Origin of the sequence: Sulfuriferula sp. AH1 (assembly GCF_002162035.1) — a bacterium.
In the GTDB taxonomy this organism is placed as follows: Bacteria; Pseudomonadota; Gammaproteobacteria; order Burkholderiales; family Sulfuriferulaceae; genus Sulfuriferula.
The window spans coordinates 1,127,727-1,151,770 of the sequence record NZ_CP021138.1 but is presented as its reverse complement, the minus strand read 5'-3'; the positions used below and the strand labels follow the sequence as shown (position 1 = coordinate 1,151,770).

The window sequence follows — 24,044 nt, the reverse complement described above, 5'->3', positions numbered from 1 at the left end:
GCAATCGGGCCGGCATACCGGCGTGATTTCCCTTGCTCACTCCCGGAAGACGATCATCCCAAGGCGGCTTCTGCATTCCCATTCATGCCTGCAGTTCCATTAAAGACCATCAAACACATAAATTCAACTGCTTATATGAGTAAATCACCCGATATCCGGCAATTAAGCCATTGCCTACTATAATCAAATATTCCTCATGCTTCATGGATGCCGCCAACATGCCGTCATCCGTCCTTGCCGGCAGGAGCTGGCCGTAAAGATCAGAAGTTCAGTACAGGCCATTTGCCTTAAATCGATTGAAGAAGGAAACGACATCATGGCGATAGGTGAAATTTGCAACAGGGAAGTGGCGGTCGCTCAGCGCGAAACTACCGTACTGGAAACCGCCTGCTTAATGCGTCAATATCATGCAGGCGATCTGGTTGTGGTCGATGAAATCGATGGCAGGCGCGTGCCTGTGGGCATCGTCACCGATCGCGATATCGTGCTGGAAATCGTCGCCATGGGCCTCGATGCTTCCGTGCTCACCGCAGGCGATATCATGGGGCTGGAACTCGCCACAGTCGGCGAAGACGAAGGCATCTTCGAAACCATGCGTTACATGCGTTCCAGAGGGATACGCCGTATGCCTGTGGTAGATAGCCGCAACGGCCTGGTCGGCATCGTCACCCTGGACGATCTGCTGGAACTATTGACAGAAGAGATGGGCGAATTAGTCAAATTGATCGCCAGCGAAAAGATACACGAAACGCAAACTCGCACCAGCCTCTCCTCCGTATAGCAATCAAACAGGGAATAACAGCCCCGGTTATTCCCTGCACCATCCTGCTTGATCGGCATGAACATTTTATTTATATGCCACTGAGACAGCGGCTATGCTATCCTTATCTTGATTTTGCAACAATTTCAAGATAAATCCCATGAGCAATGAAACCACCCATGGCGGCAAGCGTTCCGGTGCAGGACGCAAGACCATATACGGCGAGCCGACCAAACAGATACGGATTCCGGAAAGCCAGATTCCCATCATTCTGGATTACCTGGGCAAGCTTCGTCAGCAACAAGGCGCCTCGCAACGGAAAGTCTGTGCCATCACCGCGATTCAGGCGGTGCGCATGGAAATTCAGCGCCGAAGTATCCCCATGATGTCCCACACCGTGCCCGCCGGTTTCCCCAGCCCGGCTGACGATCATGTTATGGATAGCGTCGATCTCAATGAACACCTCATCATCCATCGCGAAGCCACTTTTATCCTGCGCGTATCCGGCTGGTCGATAGTCAATGCCGGCATCCACGACGGCGATGAAATCATCGTCGATCGGGCTTTGCACCCCAGCCACGGCAATATCGTGGTAGCCGTGGTGAACAATGAACTGACAGTGAAACGCCTGCATAAGACCGATACTACCATTCGGCTGGTGCCGGAGAATCCGGAGTTCCAGGACATCGTCATCAGCGCTGAAGAAGAGCTGACGATCTGGGGTGTCGTAACCCGTGTCCTGCACAAGGTATGACGGCCATGATACCCTCTGGACGCATCGCGCTAGTCGACGTGAACAACTGTTTCGTTTCCTGCGAGCGCCTGTTTCGCCCCGATCTGGAAGGCAAGCCGGTGGTGGTACTGTCCAACAACGACGGCTGCGTCGTCGCCCGCTCTGCCGAAGTGAAGGCGCTGGGTGTAGCAATGGGCGCGCCGTGGTTCAAATTTAAACATCTGGCCCGACAGCATGACATCGTCGCACTGTCGAGCAACTTCCCGCTCTATGCCGACATGAGCAATCGCATCATGTCGCTGCTGGCGCAATTCAGCCCGCATCAGGAAATCTATTCCATCGACGAATGCTTTCTCGATTTCAGCGGGCTGCATCCCGACCTCACCCGGTACGCCCAGGAAATGCGGCAACGCGTACTGCAATGGCTGGGACTGCCGGTGTGTGTGGGCATCGCCTCCACCAAAACGCTGGCCAAGCTCGCCAATCATATCGCCAAAAAACAGGCACACTGGCACAACGTCTGTGATCTGACGGTACTCGAGCCTGCTGCGCGGGACGACCTGCTCACCGGCATCAGCGTCGCCGAAGTCTGGGGGGTAGGACGCCAGCTCACGCAGGCGCTGAATACGATCGGCATACACAGCGTCAAGGATCTGCGCGATGCCGACCCCGCCCGCATCCGCCAGCGCTTCTCGGTGATGCTGGAACGCACGGTGCAGGAATTGCGCGGCATCTCCTGCCTTGCGCTGGATGAGATAGCCTCGCCCCGGCAGCAGATCATCTCGAGCCGCTCATTCGGCCGGACGATTCACAGGATGGAAGAACTGGAGGCGGCGGTCACACTCTACGTCTCGCGCGCCGCGGAGAAACTGCGGCAACAGCATTCGGTAGCAGGTGCCATACAGGTGTACATCCGCACCAACCCGCATCAGTCCGGGGAACCGCAATACAGCCCGAGCTTTATCGTGCCGCTGACCGATGCCACCGACGACACCCTGCAACTCAACGCAGCTGCCATCATCGGCCTGAAACGCCTGTTCCATCCAGGTTATGCCTATGCCAAGGCCGGCGTCACACTGATGGAACTGGCGCCCAAACATCAGGCAGCCATGAATCTGTTTACCGATGTCGCCGCTACCACCCGGCGCACGACGCTAATGCAGACGCTGGATGCGGTGAACCGCAAATACGGCAAAAACATGCTGGGCACAGGCATCGCCGGCATAGCAGCACGGCAAGCATGGTCGGTCAAACTCGGCAACCGGTCACCCAACTATACGACGCGCTGGGGCGAGCTGGCTGTCGTGCATGCATCATGAAACAATCTATCATGACAACGGGTACAGCGGCGGAATCACCGCGGCCATCAATTGCAGCCTGCCGGTAATCACTCCACGCAATGCAATGATTTCATTGGCTATGGACTGCATCCGCCGCGCAGGCCCCTGCACCAGGATCACTTCCATCATCTTGTTCTCGGCAAGATGCACATGCAGCGAACTGATCACCTCATCAATATGCTTGAACTGCAAATCCGACAATTTCTTCTGCAGCCCCGGTACCGAACGGTCATAAAACACGGTAATCGTGCCGGCCATCACCTCGTCTCCCAGCTGGCGTTTATGCTCGACCAGTTGCTGGTTTATCATGTCGCTGATGGCTTGCGAACGACTATCGAACCCGCGACATTCGACCATATTATCCAGCTCGACCAGCAACTCCTGCGGCAGGGAAACACTGATGCGGCTCACCAGATGATTCGGTTTATTCGCGGATTTACGCACAAGCTGGCTCCTAGAACATCTGACTGTAACGCTTGATTTCCCATTGGCTCACGCTGAGATGATAGGCTTCCCACTCGGCGGTCTTGTACTTGATGAATTCATCGCGCAACGCCTTCCCCAGTACCTGCTCCACCAGCGGATCTTCGGCAAATGCAGTTACCGCTTCCTGCAGTGTCTGCGGCAGGAACTCGATGCCGCGAGCACTACGTTCAGCATCGGAGATGGCGTACAGGTTATCTTCGTTCGGTTCACCCGGGTTCATCGCCTCACGTACGCCCTCCAGACCGGCCGCCAATACCAGCGTTGCCGCCAGATACGGATTCACCGAACCGTCGGCATTACGCGATTCACAGCGACCGCCGCCTGCCGGCACGCGTACCGAATTGGTACGATTATTCGAGCCGTAGGAATTGAACACCGGCGCCCACGAGAAGTAGTTCATCGCACCGCGGCGCACCAGACGCTTGTAACTGTTCACTGTCGGCGCGAACACCGCACACAATGCTCGACCATGTTTGAGGATACCGGCGATGAAATGGTAGCCCAGCGGAGTCAGGCCGATGCCGCGCGGGTCGTCCTCAGGATCGCAGGCAAACAGGTTTTTACCGGTTTCCAGGTCGTATAGCGACATGTTGAAATGCGCGCCGGTTCCGGTCTTGTCCGCAAACGGCTTGGGCATCATGGTGGCGATCAGGCCTTCTTCCCTGGCATAATGTTTCGCCATGAAACGGAAAAAAGTCAGGCGGTCGCAGGTCGTCAGCGCATCAGCATAATTGAAATCGAATTCGAATTGGCTGTGACCGTCTTCATGGTCGAACGAATACAGATCCCAGCCCAGATTATTGATGCAGCTCGCCACTTTGTCCAGCCAGGCGAAACTGGCGACAAAGCCGCGTACGTCGTAACACGGCTTGGCCAGGTTATCTTCCGGATTCGGCACCGACAGGCTGCCATCCGTCTCTTCTTTCAGCAGATAGATTTCGCATTCGATGCCCAGGTTCATGCCATAACCCATTTCCGCAGCCTTGGCCAACTGATTTTTCAGCGCCACACGGGTATTCAGTGCATAAGGCTTGCCCTGAAAATGGTTGTCGGCCGGCATCCACGCGATCTTGGGCTCCCACGGCAACTGGATGATGTGGTCGAGATCGGGAACGGAAGTCAGTTCGTCGTCATTCGGCTCCTGTCCCAGACCGTCCAGCGCATAACCGGTATAACGCTCGGAACCGGCGGCCATTTGCGGCAAGTGATCGAGCGGCACGACCTTGGCTTTCTGCATGCCATGGATATCGACATAAGCGCCGATGCAATACTTGACGCCTTTGTCTTTCAGCTCCTGTTGAATGCGTGCGACTTCTGCTTTGGATTTCATACTGTTTTCCTTGTGCAACCTGAATTAATTAAACGAAACATTCATCACCTGACCATTTTTTGCTGCTTACCCGTACTTGCATGATCCGAAATAGGACTGATCCAGCAGCGGTTCTTCAGCCACGCCACGCAAAATCAGTTCGCTCAGACCCTCTACCATCCACTCGAACCATTCGCGTCCCTTGCTCGCACTGGCCTGACTCGGGAAACCGGTGACTCCGGTCAGGCTGGTGCGATTGACCGGATGGGCAAACACGCGGCCTGCGGTACGATCCGGGGCATCCGCCTCGGCCAGCCTGACCGCAGCCCATGTGCGGCCCGTGCTGCTAGATCGCACCGACCGGCAGTATGGCGGCGCCGTTTACCGCCTTGAGATTTTCCGGCAGTTCCGCCCAGGTTAATTGTGACCAGAACATTGACGTATCCTTATTCAACATTGTCGACGACGTTGGTAAAACGGATCATGTGCGGCTTAACCTCGTCCTCATCGCTCGCCAGCACTGGAGGATGGATCAGTTCTTCCAGCCTGGCCTTGGTGGCCAGGAATTCTTCCGACACCGATTGCCCCGAATGACGGGGCCGCGGCACCGGCACTTCGATAAATTCCTGCACTTCACCGGGATGCGCTTTCAGTACCAGAATGCGGTCGGCAAGGAAAATCGCTTCATCCAGATCATGGGTAATGAACAGGATAGTAATATCGATGTTCTTCCAGATATCCAGCAGATGCGTCTGCATTTTGGTGCGCGTCTGCGCATCCAGTGCGCCGAACGGCTCATCCATCAACAGAATCCGCGGCTGGTTGACCAGTGCCCGGGCAATCGCCACGCGTTGTTTCATGCCGCCGGACAACTGGTGCGGATAAGCATCGGCAAACTTGCTCAGCCCTACCAGATCAAGCCACATCAGTGCATTGCGCTCGGCTTCGAGCTTGCCGTGGTTGTTTATTTCCGGACCGAACATGACGTTCTTTTTCACCGTCAGCCACGGGAACAGGGTGTAACCCTGAAATACCATGCCGCGATCGCTGCCCGGCCCATCAACCGGCTTGCCATCCAGCAGCACCTCACCCGAGGTATGCGGCTCCAGTCCGGCCAGCATGCGGATCAGCGTGGATTTACCGCAGCCGGAAGGCCCGATCACACACACCAGCTCACGCCGATGAATGGTGAAATTCACACCGCGCAGCGCGGTCACTTCGCCCTGAGCCGATTGATAGATCTTACCCAGCTGCTTCACTTCGAGGATGACCTCCCGCTGTTTGATCTTGGCAAAGCGCTCCCGCACCGCTGCGGACTGCTGCATATAACGGGGTATTTGTTGTTCGGTGCTCACATTGATTCCTTCCAATCCGTCCGTCATCATCAGTTTTTGTGCTGCGACTGATCCCACGGGAACAGCCTGTGCCCCAGCCTTGCCAGCACTAAATCCATCCCCAGACCGAGGATGCCTATCATGATGATAGCGGCGTACACGTTGTCGAAATGCTGATAGCGCGCCTGTTGGGTAATGAACCAGGTGATGCCGGAACTGGTACCGATCAGTTCGGCCACGATCAGATACGTCCATGCCCAACCCAGCAGGATGCGCTGATCCCGGTACAAGTCAGGCAATACACCGGGAATCACTACCCTGGCAATCAGCTTGAACGGTGTCGTCCCCAGCGTCATCGCCGCCTCCAGCAAGGTGTAATCCAGCTTGCGCGTGGTATTCGCGATAATCAGTACCTGCTGAAACAGCGTGCCGATCACGATGATGGCAATCTTCGGCCCGTCATAAATCCCCAGTATGGCTACCGCCAGTGCGCCGAAAGCAGGCGCAGGCAGATAGCGAAAGAACTCGATAAATGGCTCGACCAGTCGCGATACCGGCCCGTATGCGCCGCAAACGATACCCAGCGGCACGCCGATTAACGACGAAATCAGAAATCCCCAGAAAATAATCTTGACGCTGTGCCACAAGCTTTCATGCAACCACGGTGTATCCTGCTGCTCGGGTGGCGTGGTAAAAGCGGTATAAAATGCCTTGGCCACCTGATGCGGTGCCGGCAGGTAAACCGGGTTGACCGGAATACCCTGCGGAGCAGCCTTGCCTTCCGCGTGCATGTTCTTCAGTTCATCTTCAAACACAGCCTTATCTACATACATATCCACCTGCAGATAATCCACATCCCCCGGATTGGTGATCAATACCTTGGGATGCCAGACAAACGGCACATAACTCACTACGGACCATATCAGGAGCGGCAGCAGGAATGAGAACACACCCAGTATCAACCGTCTGCGCGGTGATAATCCGGCCCTGACTGAAAACCATCGTGCCTTGCCCATGCCTACTCCCGCCTTCCTTAACTAAAATTATTTGCCGCTCTCAAACGATGGATCGATGTAGCTATCGATGTTCTGATGATCCTTGTAAACAGCGTTGCTGACGTTAAAGTCATCGGCGATTTTGGAAGAGCCGTACAGGGATTTGAAGCCTTCCGCCTTCACATAAACCTTCTTGCCTTCTGCCACGCTCAGCAGCTTGGTACCTTTCAGTAAAGGCAGATAAGCCTGCGGCGTCACGCCGACACGCGCCGCCATGATCTTCACTGCATCCGGCTGGGTTTTAGGATCGTTGATATAGCTCACCACGCGATCCCATACCTTCACCACTTTTTGCCACTCGGCACGATGCGCGGCAAGGTTGGCCGGATTGACGGCCAGCACGTCATAAATCAGGCCTGGTTCATTCGCAGAGGTGTACAGCGGACGCGAACCCGGCAGGCCTTTCATGGCTTGCCCTGCAATCGGTTGCCATGCGCCGACCGCAGCGACGTCGCCCGAAGCCAGCACTTGCGGCATTTCATTGGTTTTCGCATTGACCAGCTTGACATCGGATTCTTTCATCCCGGCTTTTTTCAGGCCGTCGAGCAGTAACAGGTGCTCGACCAGCCCGGTCTCCACTGCAACCTTCCTGCCTTTCAGATCCTTCAGGCTCTTGATGCCGGGTTTACCGATAATCATGTCGTTGCCGTTGGAGTAGTCCGTCAGCATGATCATCACACTTTTGGCTCCGCCCGCACCGGTGACCAGTGCATCGCCATTGGTCACGGTAACTGCATCAATCTTGCCGGCAGCAAAGGCATCCATCGAAGCCGAGTAATCGAACCACTCGAAATCGACCGCGACACCTGCTTCCCTGAACCAGCCCTTGTCAATCGCCACCTGCCAGGCTACCCAGCCCGGCCAATCGCTATAACCGATTTTTAATGGCGCCGCATGGCTGCCCTGCACACACATCATTGCCAGCGGAATAACCGAGGCTGCGATCAGACGCTTCAATTTGCTGCTCATCTTTTTTGCGATCATCGTTTTCTCCGATTACATTCAGTAACACTAAATTAATAAAAGGTAATACGATGATTCTAAATGCAACATACGTGCCAATACGTAACACTATGTTTATATTTAATATATACTTTGAATCTCAGGCCTGATTACGCACTGCAGAAGCGCGCGTGCTTTAATGTGGTGCGGCCATGAACAAGAAATCAATTTGAATAAGGGCGTTATCCGCTTATGCGAACGTGAGCGATGATTTACAACTGAATACGGCCAATCCGCGATTGGAAAAGCCGACTAGCGGATCTCAGGCTACCAGCGCCACATTGGAAAATTGACGGAGATAACCCTGCGGCCCTGCCAACAACTGTTCGAATGCCTGTGCTACCACCGGCCTGCTCAACCAGTATCCCTGGCCAAAGTGACATCCAAGATTACGCAGCATCTCGAAGTGCTCGGTGGTCTCGATGCCCTCGGCAAGGCACTGTTTGTCCATGGAGGCCGCCAGTGCCATGATGGTCCGGACTATAGCCGCATCATCCGGATCGTTCTGAATACCGCTTACAAATGAGCGGTCGATTTTGATAATATCAGCAGGGATACGTTTTAAATAACTCAGGGAAGAATATCCGGTTCCGAAATCATCGATAGCGATTCGCATACCGAGCGCTTTCAATTTGTTCATCACCTGAATGCTCGCTTCCGGATCCAGCATCGAAGCGCTTTCGGTGATTTCCAGTTCAAGTTTGGAGGGGCACAGACCGGCTTCGGATAACGCCAGGCTGATTTTCTGCAACAGCTCCTGATCCTGAAACTGGCGAGTAGACAAATTGACTGCCATGTAAATATCGTAGCCTTTTGCCGCCCAACACTTACTCTGCTGACATGCGGTTTTCAGCACCCACTCACCAAGCGGGAGTATCCAGCCGCTGTCTTCGGCAAACGGGATGAATTCAGCAGGACTACGTACCCCTAGCACCGGGTCGTTCCACCGCACCAGCGCTTCTGCCCCCACGATCTTGCCATCAGCCATGTCGACCAAGGGCTGGTAATACAATTCAAATTCATGACATGCGAGCGCACGCTGAAAATCCCGCTGCAATTGCAGTCGCTGGCGGATATGTTCGCCGAGCTCCTCCTGATAGAAGGCAAAACAATTACCACCCTGGCGTTTGGCTTCATACATGGCGGCATCCGCATTCTGCAGCAAAGCACGATTATCCAGACCATTATCCGGGAACATGCAGATGCCAATGCTCGTCGATACCATTATCTCCTGATTATCCCCAGTAAATGGCGCGCCGAATATATTGACTATACGTTGCGCCAGCGTACTGGCTTTTTCCGCATTGCTATTAGGCAGCAATATCAGGAACTCATCGCCCCCGAGGCGAGCCAGCATATCCTCATTACGCAAAACGGCGGCAATACGCGATGCAACCTGTTCCAGCAAATGATCTCCGCAGGCATGGCCAAGCTTGTCATTCACATCCTTGAATTTATCAATATCCAGATATAACAGCGCTGAATGGCTTTTGCTACGCCGCGCCCGGGATATCTCGCTTTCCAGGGCCTCATCCGCCGCGATACGATTAGGCAATCCGGTTAACGGATCCTTGCGCGACTGTGCAAGCAATTCGCCCGTATGCTGCTGCTCTCTGAGCATCAATCGGTAGGCAATGACAACCAGCACTATCAAATAGCCGATAAAGCTGAGCAGAACCGGATAGTTATGTTCCCACCACCGTGCCAGCACCAAGCGTCTCGGTACGGAAACAAACGCGGACATGTTGGCATTGGGCAGATGCACATAAGCGCCCAGCCGGTCGACCCCGTCAATAGCGGATATACCCTGGTAAGTGCCGGTTATTTTGCCTGGAGTAGCGCGAATGGCCCGGATTAACGGGCCTGACTGCGTGTTATAGGCAGCTGCCTCAGCCAGCTGAACCGGCCAGCGTAATTGAATATAACCGTCGTTATTGCGGATCAGTCCTACCCGGCTGCCATCAGGCAATGGCAGATCTGACCATAACAATCCGGCGCTTTCGATCAAAACATCACCTTGAATCACGAATAAGGGATTCCCATCCTTGTCCTCAACTGTATGGCGGAATGGGAAATGCCACTGATCCAGCCCCATACCAAACTGATTGGGGCCAATATTATAGGAATAAGTATTATTGAGATCGAACCTGAATGCCAGCAAATAATCCGGAATCGTAGCGAAATCGAGCATTTTTCCTCCCGATTGACCCAGTGTACTCAAAAACACCTTGCCATCCGGGCTGATCAATTCTATCGCCACGATCTCCGGATGATTTTCCTTAAAATCATTCAACGCGATACGGGTAATTTCAGGATGATGGACAACATCCATATCCTTGAGCAGCTCGCCTAACAATTCCATGCTGCTACCGATGTTATCAAATACCGCCTGACTGCTTTTGGCTGCGAACCCGGCCTGAATCGCCAGATTGGCTTGCATTTCCCTGTTTTCATCCTGCCAGCTTTTAAACCCGAAAACCACCAGCATGAGAAACCCTATCGCAATAAAACCGATTAACAGCTTCTTTAGCAGTTTCGCGAAATGACCTTCGACACTCGGATATTTGAAGGAAGCAAGCATAATCTTATGATCCAGCAACTCCATTTTTACAGGGATCAAGCAAGTGATGATTTAGATACTATTGGATTTGCATTGCATTTACGTGACAGTCCGTCTTTGGAAAAACCTGACAAATCAATTAATTCCCTACCTTACCGATACAGGAATACAGAAGCTTGATTGTTAAAAATCCACATATCAGAATAGAAAGCACCAATTTGAAATCTGTTTAAGGTATGCTAAAAAAGCTGGGGGCATTGGGTTTCAAATTAACAGCCAAATCAGTTTTTCAAATTAGCAAGATAATGGACCTATTAATTTTTCATTCCACTGGAGGACAAAATGAATGCGTTGAAGCAACTGGAAAAGCATCTGCAACAGAGTCACGCCGAATCCGTCAATCCGGTGTTTAAACACCTGATCACGGCACTCTGTTTAAAGAAGGATTTCGACCTCGCCGCGTTATATGAACTTGACTATGAGGAATTCGAACTGAGCCTGAACATATTAAAAGCCTGGCGCCTGGACAGATACACCAAAACCAAGGAGCGCTTGAGGGAAATATTCCAATTACCTGCGATGCCCTAATCACCGTATCCATCCGCTTCTGATGGATACGTACACCTCAAGAACACATACCATTCATGCAGCATGTAAAACAAACTGCATCACAAGAGCAACAAATTCTAAATACGCAGTTCATTATGCTGTAATAGTAGCACTTTAATATTGCGCTAATTTCCATTGATTTCGCCTGCAAAAATGTTTAATAACTCATTATTAAATCAATCCGGAGCCGGCTTGAGTGAAATTGAAGCCGAATACATTGCCCGCAGTCTTTTGCGAACCATTCCCTCCGTTTCCCCATCGCAAACCAATGATGATGTCCTGAAACTGTTAAGCGAGAATTCCAGCCTGATTGCCGTGCCCGTCGTGGAAAATGGCAAACCGATCGGCTTGATTAACCGCAGTATTTTTATGGATGGCATGGCAAAACCGTTCCGCCGCGAGCTGTTCGCCCGTAAAAGCTGTATTGCCTTTATGGATAAGGATCCACTCATTGTTAACCAGAATATGAGCATTCAGGCGCTCAGCTTCAAAGTAGTGCATTCCGGCGGCAAAACGCTGAACGATGGTTTCATTATCACGGATGAAAATGGCGGCTATCTCGGACTCGGTACCGGCGAAGAACTGGTCAAAGTAGTGGCTTATCTGCAGGCAGAAAAAAACCGGCTGGTAATGGAGAGCATCAATTATGCCAGCATCATTCAAAAATCTTTCTTGCGCTCATCCCGCGAAGACATGAATGCGGTATTGCAGGACTATTTCATGCACTGGGAGCCCCGCGACAAGGTGGGGGGAGATTACTACTTCTGCAAAAAATTCGATGATGGATTTTTCTTTGCCCTTATAGATTGCACCGGGCATGGTGTCCCCGGCGCGTTCATGACGCTTATCATGGCGTCTTTTCTGGATCATATCCTGTTGGAAAACAATCGGCACGATCCGGCGGGTGCCTTGGCCGTGATGAACCGGAAAATAAAATGCGCCCTCGGACAAACAGCGAAATCCAATATTATTCCGATTAACACGACTAAATTTGCAACCGGAAATGAGGAGCAGTCGGATGACGGGATGGACACCGCATTTTGCTGGGTAAATACGCGAGAAAACAAACTGATTTATGCTGGCGCCAAAATACCATTGTTTTATATTGAAAACGAGTCCGGTGAAGTCAACATGTTGAATCCTGATCGTAAAGGCGTTGGGTACGTTGATACGCCTATGGATTTTGCTTGGGTCAACCAGGAAATCGCGCTGTCAAATGGCATGTGCATATACCTTACTACGGACGGCATCATCGACCAGATAGGCGGCCCTAAAAATATTGCTTTCGGCAAGAAGCGTTTTTCGGCGCTCCTCAGCCGACATTATCGTAAACCCATGCCTGAACAAGAATCCATCATCATGCATGCCTATTACGAATATCAAGGAAAGCAGCGTCGGCGTGATGACCTAAGCCTCATGGGCTTTAGAATTTAAGAACATACCAGGAAAATAATATGCATATTGATGTATTCAGTGCCTTTCGCGAGAATGCGGACCGCAACGGCATTCTTTTCTATTACAGCGGCAGCCTGTCGCAGAATGTAATTGGTGCTATGGGCGATGCATTAAAACAACGCCTGGAAAGCCAGGATGCCAAAGGCAGCACGTCCCGCAAACTGTTTTCCAGCTTTATCGAGATGGTACAGAACGCGATTCATTATTCGCCAGATGACCCTGACTCAAACGGCGACAAGGTCGGATCAATTGCGGTAGGAAAACGTGATGAAAAATATTTCATCATGTGTGGCAATCTTGTTCAAAAGCAGCACGTAGGACGCATACGCGAAAAGCTCGAACCCCTCAAAAGAATGAGTCTGGACGAGATCAAACAGGCTTACCGTGCACAATTAAAAAACGATCAAAACGACGATGCAGTCAGCAAAGGTGCTGGATTAGGATTCTTGACATTGGCCAGAGACTCGACCGAACCGATCGAATATGCCTTGATCGATGCACCTGGCCATGAGAATAAATTGTCTTGTTTTTATCTTAAAGCCATCATTTAAGGGAATTGTCATGAATAATATTTATATTGCACGCACTTCAGAATCTCCGGAAATCGACTTCAATTTTTCCGGGCACATACTGAACATTACTGGAGAAGCTTACCCTGAGAATGCGAGCGATTTTTTCCGCCCCGTGCTCATAGCATTGGAAACTTATCTGAAATCAATCGCCAATTGCGATGTTATATTCAACTTTCAGCTAACTTACTTTAATAGCGCCAGCACCAAAATGTTATATAACGTTTTCGAGTTATTAAATGAGTCGGCCAGTACCGATGCCAATCGCATCGTGCTTAACTGGTACCATGATGAAGAAGACGACACCATTCTCGAGTTCGGACTCGATGTGCAGGAGGATTTCCAGTGGCTGGACTTCAGGCCCATTATTCTTGATATAGCAAAAGAAGCCTAATTACTTACCCTCATGCCCAAGTTCGATTTATTCTCCGCAGAAACCGCCATCGTTCAGGATATTTCCACTGCATTGAAGGATGCCGACCTGGACATAGGGAACGCCAGGGAATTATTGACAAAGCTGCTTTCCCAATACGAGAAGCTATTGCGGGAAACTCAACAACTAATCAAATTGAGCGACCGCAAGGCACGAGAACTGCATCTGCTTAATCAGAAATTGAAACAGCTTTCAAAAGATTTCGAATTCCAATCCCAACATGATGCACTTACCGGCCTATATAACAAAGGAGAGATCACCAGGATCATTCAGGAGCAGTTATCGCTTCACGATTTCATACTGATATTGTTTGATATCGATTATTTCAAGAAAGTAAATGACAGCTACGGACATATCGTCGGCGACCAAGTCCTGAAGCTGATCGCCAATCTGGTGGAGCAAAATACCAAACACAAGGATTATATCGGTCGTTTTGGCGGCGAAGAGTTCGTATTGATACTAAATGACACGACTCTGGAACAAAGCATAGAAACTGCAGATAAGCTGAGAAGACTCATCGGGGATTCAATTCTCGACGCTGACGGCATTCAGGTAAGCGTCACAGTAAGCATGGGACTAACCTTATGCAGGCAACATGAGTTGTTTGAAGATGTGTATATACGCGTCGATCAGTTATTGTATGCGGCAAAAAAAGCTGGCAGGAACAGAGTCGAGGCGATGCCGGCCCGATGAGTTACAGTCTCACAGCGGAACGGCAGTTAATAAAAAATCATGGCCCGCAGTTTCCGTCACGTCGGCTTTCAAGCCAGCCGTACAGATAAGTTCCTGCAATTACGCCCAGTAGCACTGGAATGATAATAAACTTGCCTTCTCCCAGCATCGCAGGAGCAGACCCTGGGCAAGTACCGGTAATGCCCCAGCCGGCACCGAACATCAACGCTCCCAAGATCCAGCCTCGTTGCTGCCCTTTCTTCTCAAAGGCGATAGGTTCGCCTGTCATGACAGCTTTAGCCTGCACTCGCTTCATCAGCCAGATTCCCAAAGTGCCTACACCTACTGCGGTAACAATCACCCTGGCCAATTGCGGATTTTGCAGCAAGAAAAGCTGGGCATAAAAATCGAAAGTGGTCGCCCCGGCTAGGCTGAGCAACAATCCAAATATCGTTCCCAGTATTAAAAAAATCATATTATTCATCACGACACCATTCGCGCGGTCAACTGGACTGCAAGCAGGCCGCCCGCAAAAAACAGCATGCCTGCCAGCAGACTGGATAAATTCAGCATCGGAATCCCTGCAATAACGTGACCACTGGTACATCCGCCAGCCAAGCGGGCGCCCAAACCCATAATGGCGCCACCGACAAAGAGAACCAGCATTTTCAACCATAGGTTATGCGGCAATAGCATGTCGTAGGCTTGCCCCATATCAAAATGGAAATGCCATTCCCCTGGATGCGCAATGACAGTGGCTACGAATCCCCCCAGAATTATTCCGCCGATGAACCAGAGCCGCCACAGGTTATCGGTATATTCCTTTTGCTGGAAGAAAGGCAATTTGGATACATAAGACCACAAATTGCAGTATCCTCTCGATACGCCCATCTGCTTACCGGTAATCCAGTAAAACGCCACCATCAGCAATCCTATGCCAGCCCCGGCCAGCCAGCCTGGCCAAACGATAATGTCCTGCTGCATACTACCCTCCTGTTTCATTCTTGTATTTCGAACACAGCGGCCAATTCTTAAGCTGTGCGATGACCTTAATAGTCAGGAAAGTAGACTCCTTTTAATGGCTGTATTTCTTTACTGACATTAAGCGACTTGGGTAATGGCCGTAACAGATGCACCCGATTCGGCTCGGGATTCACGGTGTGGTCGGGTAACATCTGCAAATAATAGGCAACGATATCGGTACCATCCAGGATTCCGCCATCCTTATCCTTTAGCACATTGATTTCCCAGGCTTTATGGCGATTAATCATATCTGGATTATCCACATACCAGTAGCCGCCGACGGTGTAGAGCTTTTCCATGTCGATTGGATCGCCATCCACACGGATATCTGAAACCCGGTTACCGTACTCTTTATAAGGATCCAGATCGTAGGTCAGCCCGGAAAATGCAACTTGCCATCCACCGCCCCACCAACTCACATAAGGTGACAGGGAGGAATCCGCACCGCGTTCCAGCATCCAGTGAATGTCATCGCCAGAGATTTTGCCGCACCCGATTTGCGGACCGATCGGGATGTAATGGAAAATATCCTCCAGTTTAATCGGGCCGGGTGCGATATGCGTACCATAGCGGAAACCGCGGATCATGCCCAAATCGGAATCGCAAGCCGCCCGGAATGCATCCGCAAGGAAATCATGCGATGAACCTTCAATGACGGCATTCATGCCCTTCGACCCGGCAAAATTAGCACGGTGTAACGGCACCTTGGTAAAACCGATCACGGTATCGATCGGCGTACGCAATATGGCCGCATTGATGGGGTTCACATGCGGAACAAACCCTGCCTTGGTAAAGGGACGCCGGATTTCTTCAATCTTGGCAGCGATCACAGGATCAGGCTGATTGTTCTTGGTAGTGATCCGGTGCGATGTCCATTGATGTCCGACCATCTTGCCATTGCGCACATGGGCAGTCAGTTCTCCGACAATCGTACCATCCTGCCCTTCTTCCACCAGGATCGTGCCGCTCTTTGCGATAAGCTCCTTACGCGATTCTTCATGCATGTCGGAAGACAAAATGATATCTATACCAGGAATGGTCTCGGCGATCTCCAGGTTTGCTCCCAGGCCTCGTTCCGAAATCAGCACAATCAAATCCACCTTATGCTTTTTCCGCAATAACGGCACAGCGGCTGCAACTTCAAATTCGCCTGGGGTCATGGTAAAACCCTCCATCACCCGTGTACTTACTGCTTGTGGGCCACGATCAGCCGTCAGCCCGACGATCCCTACTCTTACGCCATTTACATCGCGAATCAGATAGGGCTTCAGCACCCTTTGACCTGCCTGTTTGGCGTAAATGGTTTCAGGAAACTCATACAATGTTGAATAATATAAATTGGCCGATAACGCATGCCAGTTTGCCAACGGCTTGTCCCCGGCAAACAATTCGCGGAAACGCTCCGTACCATACAGATAATCCCAGTTCCCGGGATTAAAGGCATCGATCTTGAACATATTGAGAATGTCCACCATCGCGCCGCCACGGGTATAAAGCGCCTCGGCTGAACCCTGTACGGTATCACCGCCGTTCACCAGTAATGCATCAGGATGTGCTTTGCGGATTTTCTTGATTTCATCATAAACGTAAGCCAAGCCTCCCATCATCAGCCCCTGATCGGGGTCACCTTCACGCATGTTCGGGCGCGGGATCAAATGGCCATGCAAATCCCCCATATGGATAAAAGTCACATCACCGCTACCCGCGGCAATCGAAGTTCCGGACTGGCAAATTGCGGATAAACAAACCGTCAATGTAATAGCGCGTATCGTTTTTAACATTATTTTTTTCCCGACACACCTTATCTGACCAAGTGTGTCCATAACATCCTTATACAAACCTAATCAAAAGCAAGAAATGTGCTCAGGGACGAATATAAGACCAGCCCAGCTGTTCCTTTTCCATGATCTCGACTACGCCGGAAGGCACATAGCTGACCTCGCGCAGCATGTCGGATGGGCGCAATTTGGCGGCGCGCATCGAATAATCACATACCAGTATGCGGATACCATTGTACTTTTCCTGCTTAACGCGATCTGGAACAGGTTTCGGGGCATAATATTTCAGGGTTTGCACACCCGGACCGAACACGACAATCTCGATTTCAACATTGGGTGCCCCATATTGAGCCTGTACAAATTTGGCAGCATTTAATGCGGCCATCAAACGCTCGATGCTATCTTCACTCACTTGTATCAATAATCGATGTTTCACCTGTTCAGCCGCAACTGCGCTCAAACTTGCCAACGATAAAACCACCGCCATTAACCAGAATTTAATTTTCACGTTTCTATCCTTGCATCAAAATAATTAAACCAATTTATTACGGGCAATCGGCGCAATAAGGCCTGTGACTGCCATACTCTTCTTGGCACGTCCGCTGCAAAAGATATTCTCGCTGCCCAAGGCCTTCTCCAATATCTTGGTTACCTGCGGATCAACCAGTGCAGAAGGGCGTACCCATAGCGTCAGCCGGTAGCCATTGGCCTGTCGGCGACGCGCTTCCTGTGCAATCAGTTCCGCGGAGGGTACGTCGATACCTGTTGCATATTCGGCAATGACAATCAGATTTGCTTTGCGATGGTCGTCTTTCGACACATTGATAAATGCACGCTCGATATTGTGACCGGAACCGAAGAACAGGCTGCCGGAGATGGCAATCGCCGTTGTATCATCTGCAACCATTCCGTCGGATAAATAATAGGATTTCTCCTGTTCAAACAGCAATTCCAGTGAGGGCTTGGAAACACTGCGTAAATACCCTGCGATTGACAGAAATATGCCTAGATACACGCCGTCATCCAGGCCGCTTCCCAGAGTCACCGCCAATACCAGCAGGAATACGATACGACCGCCGTCCTTGATGGCCAATAAATGGCGTATGTCTTTTATTTTAATCAGCGCCGCCCCCACCAGAAACAGCACACCGGCCATTACCGGTACGGGCAGATAGGCGATCACCGGGGCCGCGATAAATACCAGCAGCGCCAACGCTAATGCGGATATCAACCCCACCAGTGGAGTGCGCGCGCCAGCCTCAAGGTTGGCCGCGCTACGATTGAACGATCCGCAACTGGGGAAACACGACAGGAAGCTGCCGACCACATTGGATAGCCCCTGCCCCACGACTTCCTGATTAATGTCCAGACCTTGCTGACCTGACTTTGCCGCCATGGAACGCGCTATCACAGACGATTGCATCAAACCCAGCACGGCCATACCGATAGCGGCAGGAAATGCAAAGTTCGAGAACGGGCCAAAATCTTCCGGCGAGAAGTCAGGATGGGAAAAAGGCATGGCAGAAAAACTCATATAACCCAGCATATCGATATGCGCTGTTGCACTGCCAACCCACATCCCTATCACCCAGGCAGCCAGCATGCCTATCGCCACAGCCATGATGTAATGCGGCCATTTTGGACGCATGCGCTTAATAATCAGCCCGGATGCCACAGTGATAATACCGACCATCACTGCATATATGTTAGCCCGCGGAATCGCCAGAATAATCTGGTAAACCACTTCATCCAGCGATTCGTTGAGGTTCATGATCACGCCCATGAAATTCCCTACTTGCTGTATGACAATAATGATGCCGACCGCCGTAACGATGGCGACCATCACCGTATGTGAGAAATAGTTGAATACCACACCCAGACGTAAAAAACCGAAAGCCAGTTGCAATACACCGGCCATAAACGTCAGAGTAATGGCATATTGCACGTAATCAGGGGTGCCGATATTGGCAAATGGTGCGATCGTCATCGCAGTTAATACAGCCAGTGCGGTATTCGGACCCGACAGGGAATGCCAGGACGAGCCATATAGCGCGGTAATCATGACCGGGAAAATGGCAGTGTATAAACCGTATTCAGGCGGCAATCCTGCCAGTGTTGCCAATGCGATTGCCTGCGGCAGAATCAACACCCCCGCGGTAATGCCTGCCACAATGTCATTTCGTACAGTTGCCTTGTCCAGCAGTGGTATCCACAGCATAAACGGGAATAACGCATTACGAATTTTCGCCGAATGACGGATCCGATTTATCATTTTCAACCCTCCGTCACAGGCATAAATATACTCATGAACATTCCTTTACGCGGATCCCAGGGCCTATCCTGGATAAACATATGCACACATACCTCAAGCGCCTCATCATCATTCAGGGTAAAGGGTTTGCCTAACGGCATATTCGCCTTCACAAAACTCGCACAGGTTTTAACCTTGTGCATGCCCGCACCCTTGTTATAACTATCCGGGCCTGCCAAAGGCGGGAACATGTAACCGTCCCGGTTGGTAAATTTCTTGCCCATCAAATCATCGCCATGACAACTGGCGCAATAATTCTTGTAAACAATCGCACCGTTGAACGGCGATGGATCTTCCGATTTATCGATGCGGGCAAACCCTCGCCCGGACATGATCGTCCCCATGGGAATTCCGGTAGACAACCACTGCGCATATACCGTCAGCGCTTCAATTTCGCGAGAATCGAGCGTGGGCGCAATCCCATTCAGGCTGAAACGGAAACAATCCTGCAAGCGCTCCTGGAAAGACACCACCTGCCGGCTTTTATCCCGATACATCGGGTACATTGGATAGGCTGCCCACAATGGTGCCGCATGCGGTTTACGCCCTTCCTGCAAGTGACAGCTGCTGCAATTCAATCCATTGCCTACATAACGTTTGGCGTATTGCTGGGTATGCACAAAAATGTTACGGCCGAGCCGAACTTCATCGGCATATTTGCTCTCAGTCAAATCTTCCAGTCGCGGCGGTACGAAATATTCCCCAGGCTTTACTACAGGCACCACCGTCAATTCATTCGGCAACGTCAGTTTCGGCTGCTGCATACTGGCGCGAACTTCAATACTGTCCAAAGTCGGCAAATCATCCCCGTCTTCGGTATCCGAATCAGCAATCACCCAGCTACCGAAAGCAATACCGAATATCGCACCCGCAGCGAGAAGATATTTGTGCATGCGAGATAAACTCATATCCACACCCCTCATTCAATTACCGCCGGTAGGCGGTGTAAATATATTAAAGAACCAGCCAAAACGCGGATCCCACGGTCGGTCCTGCAGCCAGATGTAGGTACAGACATCCCAGGCTTCCATATCGGTAAGAGTCCAGCCTTTGCCCAAAGGCATATTGGCCTTGGTAAACTGCGCGCAATCCTTGACCGAACTCATTCCGGCACCGTGATTGAAAGAATCCCCTCCCCACAAAGGCGGGAACATGTATCCACCTCGATTGGCAAACTTTTGCCCTTTGCCATCAATGCCATGACAGCTTGCGCAATTTTCCTTGTACAATTTTTCGCCATTTACCGGGGTCGGATCCCTGGGCTTGCTTAACCGTGCAAATCCGCGGCCAGGCAATTCCTTGTTAATTGGCGCGCCTTTCGAAAGCCAATGCGAGTAAGCGGTTATCGCCTTGATTTCAGGTGAATCCAACGTTGGTGCAATCCCATTCATGCTGAATCTGAAACAGTCCTGAACCCGTTTTTCGTACGTCACTACATCCCGTGTTTTATTACGGAATTCGGGATACATCGGATAAGCCGCCCACAGCGGCCCGGCAAATGGCTTGCGCCCTTCCTGCAAATGGCAATTGCTGCAATTCAGGCCATTTCCCACGTAACGCTTGGCATAATGCTGGGTGTCGATGAAGATATTCCGCCCCAGTTTCACCATATCACCGTATTTGCTTGTGGGGATATCGCCAACCTCAGGCGGAACAAAATATTCGCCCGGATTAATCGCGGGAATTTGGCGAATGGCTTTTTCCCGGGTCAATCCCGTGGGAATGTTGGCGCGGGCATCGTATGCTGCAGGCCTGACTTCACCCTGTTGCAATTCGGTGGCCGAACCGGTCTGAGCAATTAATCCGGAAAGCGCTATCAACGAATAAATCAATCGCGTCATTGGGTTATTTCCCTTTAACCGTCAACGAGCGATTTGCATAATAGGCTGCCACATTCAATTTATCCGCATCGGTCAATTGGTCAGCGACAGCGCGCATCAAGCCGAGATTATCGTTGTCACGATCGCCGCTTTGCCATTTATTAATCTGATTCACAATATAGGCAGCCGGTTGACCAGCCAAAGGAGGAAAATCGGCACCGAAGCCTTCCCCATCAGGCGCATGGCATGAAACACAGGCCGGCAAGCCATATTCCGGCTTGCCGCGCAATGCCAAATCCTGACCACGTTCCAGAACTTCATAATCAGCAGCCACCGGTTTAGCCTGGAACGGCAGGCTACTGTAATACGCAGCAACATTATGAATATCTGACGCACTCAACTTCTTGGCAATGGAACTCATCACCTCATCATGGCGCAAGCCGGGACTGAACACCGTCAAGTCAGAATAGATACGGGGGGTTTTACTATAGTCTTTCGCAACCGATTCGATCACCACGCCGGCAGGAGGCAACTTGCGTCCCAGATCTTTTAGCTGTTTTTCGATATAACCGGAATTAAGACCTGCCAGGCGCGGATAGCCTGCGGCCTCGACACCTTCGCCATTGGCACCATGGCATGCCACGCAGGCCGGTACTGCACCACGTCCCTTTTCAACCAGCGCTTTACCTTCAGCGATGGCCACTTCCCGAGCTGCTTCGGATTTCTTGCCGCAACCCGATAACGTTAATATTCCCGCACTCAAAATCGCCAGGCCTAACATCCGTACTATTCGTTTGGCCGTATCTTTTTTCTGATTTTTCATAAAAATAACCACACATAAATTGAACTTAATTACATTTAAATCAGCATCTGCTTACATATCACTCACACAAATCTGCCGCTTTACGTAGCGGAACAAGCTATCCGGTTGCATGGCGCTCATGCTTGAAAACTATTCGCCACCTTCTCCAACACCCCTAAGCGGCTGCACGAATTCATTCTGCGGCCACATTTTGGTGTGATGTACATCTTCTATATCATGTCGCACCTGCTTATCGATCAGACCGTTCTGCAATCCATAAACAAATAAATCTATCGCCGTCCATTCTTTTCTTGTAGCAGGATTTGTTAGCACATCGACTGACTCAAAACCGTCATAACTGCATAAGGTCGTATCAGCCTTGGTATCAAATGGCCGCGAACAACCTGTAACCGTAACCATTTCATCGGGTATCAGCGCGCGTCCTTCATCTTTCAGCTGCAGATCGACGATGCGGTTACCGTTTGCATGAGCCAGATCCAGTTTGATTTTCAAGCCCGACCAGCCATCTGCCCAACCGCCACCTTGGGCAGACATGTCTGTCGAGAAAACACTCGTCAGATTCTGTTCTATCGCCTGACGCAGTTTGTCGCCACGTATCGAACCCATAGCAATCAGATAAGGTACCGGGAAATAGCGGTAGACGTCTTCAAGCGTAATCGCGCCGTTGGCGATGGTATTGTCTTCAAGCAAAGTCCCTGCCGCGACAATCGGACTGTCGAACCGGAATCCGGGAGTAATGGCTATTTGTGTCTTGCCGATTTTGCGCATGACGTCTGCCATGACGTCGTTAAATGTACTTTCCAATGCATTACGCCTGTCCAGAGGGAGACCGGTATAACCTACGACAGTATCAATGGATTGAGTCAGACGCATATCGACTGCCATACTCGGCAATTTCACATTTACCTGATTACCCAAAAATGGTGCGCGCGCAGCAGCTACCAATGTTTTCATTGCAGCGTCTTCGGGGATTTTCGTATCCACATCGAACAAATGCCAATCCCGACGAATCACGTGCCCACCATGGACGGTAATATTCATTTGTCCCAAATATCCTCCACCACCTCCGGACTCCACGACCAGGGCACCGCTGCTCGAGGTAAGCGGTTTACGCACAACTTCATGCGTATGCGCCGAGAAAAAGACATCGACTAAATTCGGTGCAATGTGATTAGCCAGTGAGTAATCCTTCTGTACGCCCAGCTCACTCATTACCACCACGATTTGCGCACCGTTCTGGCGCAATTCGGTTGCATGCTTTTCGATTAAATCGGTATATTGCTGAGTGTTGTAATCAAGAAAATTCAGACCGAAGGCAAGCATGGGGTGCATGCGCGGCACAATATCGGAAGTAATACCGATAAAACCGACTTGCACTCCATTTATCGCCTTGGTCATCGTCGGTGGCATCAGATAATCTCCACGACGAAAGAACGGCAGGGAGATTTTCAAATTAGCGGCCAAATTCGGATAATTCGGCCGTTTTATCTTGCCGTCGGTGAACCAGCCTCGGGATTTCAATGAGCCGTAGCGCGAGCGTGTCACGATCGGACCATACGCATAATCCCAATTTCCGACTACACCCACATCGACCCCTAAAGCATTTACCGGATCAATGATGGCGTTTCCGTTGGTAAACAGCGCCTCTACTCCGCCATGGAACGCATCGCCCACATTCATCAAAACGCTATCCGGATACTGTTTGCGTAAGCGCTTGATTAAAGTAGCCAGTCTGGCTATGCCGCCGCGCTGTTCCAGTTTGTCTTTGTCCCCATAGCGCACCAGATCGGGATGCGTGGTCAGATGCGCATGCAGATCATTAAGGTGAATGAATGTAATCGTTTTGGTAACGGAGCTTTTAGCCAAATCAGGCTCAGTCGCACTCGATGGCTGAATTAGCACCAATGTACACAGTACTGTAACAGCCAGCACGAATCCGTTAGCCAGTTTTAACATTTTCATTCACCCCGAA

At 51.0% G+C, this 24,044-nt stretch carries 24 protein-coding genes; 8 read left to right on the top strand and 16 right to left on the bottom strand.

The features are described 5' to 3' along the window. The first annotated feature begins 316 nt into the window (after positions 1–316). The 3 genes from CAP31_RS05955 (at position 317) to CAP31_RS05945 (ending at position 2,812) form a co-directional block, all read left to right on the top strand. On the top strand, positions 317–781 hold the full coding sequence (locus CAP31_RS05955; protein WP_087446697.1) for a CBS domain-containing protein: 465 nt from the start codon (positions 317–319) through the stop codon (positions 779–781). Between the two features lie 139 nt (positions 782–920). Then, a complete protein-coding gene (locus CAP31_RS05950; RefSeq protein ID WP_087446696.1) occupies positions 921–1,514 on the top strand; it encodes a LexA family transcriptional regulator in 594 nt (197 codons plus the stop codon). 5 nt (positions 1,515–1,519) lie between these two features. Beyond that, the gene (locus tag CAP31_RS05945) at positions 1,520–2,812 is read left to right on the top strand and encodes a Y-family DNA polymerase (RefSeq protein WP_087448283.1); all 1,293 of its coding nucleotides are present in this window, start codon (positions 1,520–1,522) and stop codon (positions 2,810–2,812) included. A gap of 9 nt (positions 2,813–2,821) precedes the next feature. Here the strand turns inward: CAP31_RS05945 and nikR are convergent, their stop codons facing one another. The 7 genes from nikR to CAP31_RS05910 form a co-directional block, all read right to left on the bottom strand. Next, positions 2,822–3,277: a nickel-responsive transcriptional regulator NikR gene (gene nikR, locus CAP31_RS05940; protein WP_189836653.1), complete on the bottom strand. Its 456-nt coding sequence runs from the start codon at positions 3,275–3,277 to the stop codon at positions 2,822–2,824. Positions 3,278–3,287: 10 nt separating this feature from the next. After that, positions 3,288–4,649: a type III glutamate--ammonia ligase gene (glnT, locus tag CAP31_RS05935; protein WP_087446695.1), complete on the bottom strand. Its 1,362-nt coding sequence runs from the start codon at positions 4,647–4,649 to the stop codon at positions 3,288–3,290. A gap of 66 nt (positions 4,650–4,715) precedes the next feature. Then, on the bottom strand, positions 4,716–4,985 hold the full coding sequence (locus CAP31_RS05930) for a hypothetical protein (protein ID WP_223247388.1): 270 nt from the start codon (positions 4,983–4,985) through the stop codon (positions 4,716–4,718). An 89-nt stretch (positions 4,986–5,074) separates the two neighbouring features. Beyond that, positions 5,075–5,953 (bottom strand): ABC transporter ATP-binding protein, encoded by an 879-nt coding sequence (locus tag CAP31_RS05925; protein ID WP_369802457.1) that lies wholly within the window; start codon positions 5,951–5,953, stop codon positions 5,075–5,077. A 59-nt stretch (positions 5,954–6,012) separates the two neighbouring features. Beyond that, complete coding sequence (locus tag CAP31_RS05920; RefSeq protein ID WP_087446694.1) at positions 6,013–6,978, bottom strand: ABC transporter permease; 966 nt, start codon at positions 6,976–6,978, stop codon at positions 6,013–6,015. A 27-nt stretch (positions 6,979–7,005) separates the two neighbouring features. Beyond that, positions 7,006–8,001, bottom strand: coding sequence for an ABC transporter substrate-binding protein (locus tag CAP31_RS05915; RefSeq protein WP_087446693.1), 996 nt, complete (start codon positions 7,999–8,001; stop codon positions 7,006–7,008). Between the two features lie 280 nt (positions 8,002–8,281). Further along, positions 8,282–10,600 (bottom strand): EAL domain-containing protein, encoded by a 2,319-nt coding sequence (locus CAP31_RS05910; RefSeq protein WP_189836651.1) that lies wholly within the window; start codon positions 10,598–10,600, stop codon positions 8,282–8,284. Between the two features lie 321 nt (positions 10,601–10,921). On the opposite strand from CAP31_RS05910, the gene CAP31_RS05905 reads away from it, so the two are divergent. The 5 genes from CAP31_RS05905 to CAP31_RS05885 all read left to right on the top strand — a co-directional run bounded on the left by CAP31_RS05905 (position 10,922) and on the right by CAP31_RS05885 (position 14,338). Then, the gene (locus tag CAP31_RS05905; RefSeq protein ID WP_087446691.1) at positions 10,922–11,167 is read left to right on the top strand and encodes a hypothetical protein; all 246 of its coding nucleotides are present in this window, start codon (positions 10,922–10,924) and stop codon (positions 11,165–11,167) included. A gap of 213 nt (positions 11,168–11,380) precedes the next feature. Beyond that, a complete protein-coding gene (locus CAP31_RS05900) occupies positions 11,381–12,622 on the top strand; it encodes a SpoIIE family protein phosphatase (RefSeq protein ID WP_223247387.1) in 1,242 nt (413 codons plus the stop codon). 20 nt (positions 12,623–12,642) lie between these two features. Beyond that, complete coding sequence (locus CAP31_RS05895; RefSeq protein WP_087446689.1) at positions 12,643–13,194, top strand: SiaB family protein kinase; 552 nt, start codon at positions 12,643–12,645, stop codon at positions 13,192–13,194. Between the two features lie 10 nt (positions 13,195–13,204). Then, entirely contained in the window at positions 13,205–13,606 is a 402-nt protein-coding gene (locus CAP31_RS05890) for a DUF1987 domain-containing protein (protein ID WP_087446688.1), read from the top strand. A gap of 72 nt (positions 13,607–13,678) precedes the next feature. Further along, positions 13,679–14,338, top strand: a complete 660-nt coding sequence (locus CAP31_RS05885; protein WP_189836650.1) for a GGDEF domain-containing protein — start codon at positions 13,679–13,681, stop codon at positions 14,336–14,338. Between the two features lie 37 nt (positions 14,339–14,375). Here CAP31_RS05885 and CAP31_RS05880 read toward each other — a convergent pair whose 3' ends face one another. From CAP31_RS05880 to CAP31_RS05840, 9 genes are all read right to left on the bottom strand, one after another. Then, positions 14,376–14,801, bottom strand: a complete 426-nt coding sequence (locus CAP31_RS05880; RefSeq protein WP_087446686.1) for a DUF6691 family protein — start codon at positions 14,799–14,801, stop codon at positions 14,376–14,378. Further along, entirely contained in the window at positions 14,801–15,301 is a 501-nt protein-coding gene (locus CAP31_RS05875) for a YeeE/YedE family protein (RefSeq protein ID WP_157662667.1), read from the bottom strand. The genes CAP31_RS05880 and CAP31_RS05875 overlap by 1 nt, the downstream gene beginning before the upstream one ends. 65 nt (positions 15,302–15,366) lie before the next feature. After that, positions 15,367–17,121: a bifunctional UDP-sugar hydrolase/5'-nucleotidase gene (locus tag CAP31_RS05870; protein ID WP_189836649.1), complete on the bottom strand. Its 1,755-nt coding sequence runs from the start codon at positions 17,119–17,121 to the stop codon at positions 15,367–15,369. A gap of 82 nt (positions 17,122–17,203) precedes the next feature. Further along, positions 17,204–17,626, bottom strand: a complete 423-nt coding sequence (locus tag CAP31_RS05865; RefSeq protein ID WP_087446683.1) for a DsrE family protein — start codon at positions 17,624–17,626, stop codon at positions 17,204–17,206. 24 nt (positions 17,627–17,650) lie between these two features. Beyond that, positions 17,651–19,390, bottom strand: coding sequence for a SulP family inorganic anion transporter (locus tag CAP31_RS05860; RefSeq protein ID WP_087446682.1), 1,740 nt, complete (start codon positions 19,388–19,390; stop codon positions 17,651–17,653). Between the two features lie 2 nt (positions 19,391–19,392). Continuing rightward, complete coding sequence (locus tag CAP31_RS05855; protein ID WP_157662666.1) at positions 19,393–20,337, bottom strand: c-type cytochrome; 945 nt, start codon at positions 20,335–20,337, stop codon at positions 19,393–19,395. Positions 20,338–20,352: 15 nt separating this feature from the next. Continuing rightward, the gene (locus CAP31_RS05850) at positions 20,353–21,270 is read right to left on the bottom strand and encodes a c-type cytochrome (protein WP_087446680.1); all 918 of its coding nucleotides are present in this window, start codon (positions 21,268–21,270) and stop codon (positions 20,353–20,355) included. A 4-nt stretch (positions 21,271–21,274) separates the two neighbouring features. Continuing rightward, positions 21,275–22,072, bottom strand: coding sequence for a c-type cytochrome (locus CAP31_RS05845; RefSeq protein ID WP_087446679.1), 798 nt, complete (start codon positions 22,070–22,072; stop codon positions 21,275–21,277). Positions 22,073–22,201: 129 nt separating this feature from the next. Continuing rightward, on the bottom strand, positions 22,202–24,028 hold the full coding sequence (locus tag CAP31_RS05840; RefSeq protein WP_189836648.1) for a bifunctional UDP-sugar hydrolase/5'-nucleotidase: 1,827 nt from the start codon (positions 24,026–24,028) through the stop codon (positions 22,202–22,204). Positions 24,029–24,044 lie beyond the last annotated feature (16 nt).

Excerpts from the sequence above, each read along its gene's own strand:
- CAP31_RS05955 (WP_087446697.1), top strand. The coding sequence starts at position 317 with ATGGCGATAGGTGAAATTTGCAACAGGGAAGTGGCGGTCGCTCAGCGC.
- CAP31_RS05950 (WP_087446696.1), top strand. The coding sequence starts at position 921 with ATGAGCAATGAAACCACCCATGGCGGCAAGCGTTCCGGTGCAGGACGC.
- CAP31_RS05945 (WP_087448283.1), top strand. The coding sequence starts at position 1,520 with ATGATACCCTCTGGACGCATCGCGCTAGTCGACGTGAACAACTGTTTC.
- glnT (WP_087446695.1), bottom strand. The coding sequence starts at position 4,649 with ATGAAATCCAAAGCAGAAGTCGCACGCATTCAACAGGAGCTGAAAGAC.
- CAP31_RS05925 (WP_369802457.1), bottom strand. The coding sequence starts at position 5,953 with ATGCAGCAGTCCGCAGCGGTGCGGGAGCGCTTTGCCAAGATCAAACAG.
- CAP31_RS05920 (WP_087446694.1), bottom strand. The coding sequence starts at position 6,978 with ATGGGCAAGGCACGATGGTTTTCAGTCAGGGCCGGATTATCACCGCGC.
- CAP31_RS05915 (WP_087446693.1), bottom strand. The coding sequence starts at position 8,001 with ATGATCGCAAAAAAGATGAGCAGCAAATTGAAGCGTCTGATCGCAGCC.
- CAP31_RS05910 (WP_189836651.1), bottom strand. The coding sequence starts at position 10,600 with ATGCTTGCTTCCTTCAAATATCCGAGTGTCGAAGGTCATTTCGCGAAA.
- CAP31_RS05905 (WP_087446691.1), top strand. The coding sequence starts at position 10,922 with ATGAATGCGTTGAAGCAACTGGAAAAGCATCTGCAACAGAGTCACGCC.
- CAP31_RS05895 (WP_087446689.1), top strand. The coding sequence starts at position 12,643 with ATGCATATTGATGTATTCAGTGCCTTTCGCGAGAATGCGGACCGCAAC.
- CAP31_RS05890 (WP_087446688.1), top strand. The coding sequence starts at position 13,205 with ATGAATAATATTTATATTGCACGCACTTCAGAATCTCCGGAAATCGAC.
- CAP31_RS05880 (WP_087446686.1), bottom strand. The coding sequence starts at position 14,801 with ATGAATAATATGATTTTTTTAATACTGGGAACGATATTTGGATTGTTG.
- CAP31_RS05875 (WP_157662667.1), bottom strand. The coding sequence starts at position 15,301 with ATGCAGCAGGACATTATCGTTTGGCCAGGCTGGCTGGCCGGGGCTGGC.
- CAP31_RS05870 (WP_189836649.1), bottom strand. The coding sequence starts at position 17,121 with ATGTTAAAAACGATACGCGCTATTACATTGACGGTTTGTTTATCCGCA.
- CAP31_RS05860 (WP_087446682.1), bottom strand. The coding sequence starts at position 19,390 with ATGATAAATCGGATCCGTCATTCGGCGAAAATTCGTAATGCGTTATTC.
- CAP31_RS05855 (WP_157662666.1), bottom strand. The coding sequence starts at position 20,337 with ATGAGTTTATCTCGCATGCACAAATATCTTCTCGCTGCGGGTGCGATA.
- CAP31_RS05850 (WP_087446680.1), bottom strand. The coding sequence starts at position 21,270 with ATGACGCGATTGATTTATTCGTTGATAGCGCTTTCCGGATTAATTGCT.
- CAP31_RS05845 (WP_087446679.1), bottom strand. The coding sequence starts at position 22,072 with ATGAAAAATCAGAAAAAAGATACGGCCAAACGAATAGTACGGATGTTA.
- CAP31_RS05840 (WP_189836648.1), bottom strand. The coding sequence starts at position 24,028 with ATGTTAAAACTGGCTAACGGATTCGTGCTGGCTGTTACAGTACTGTGT.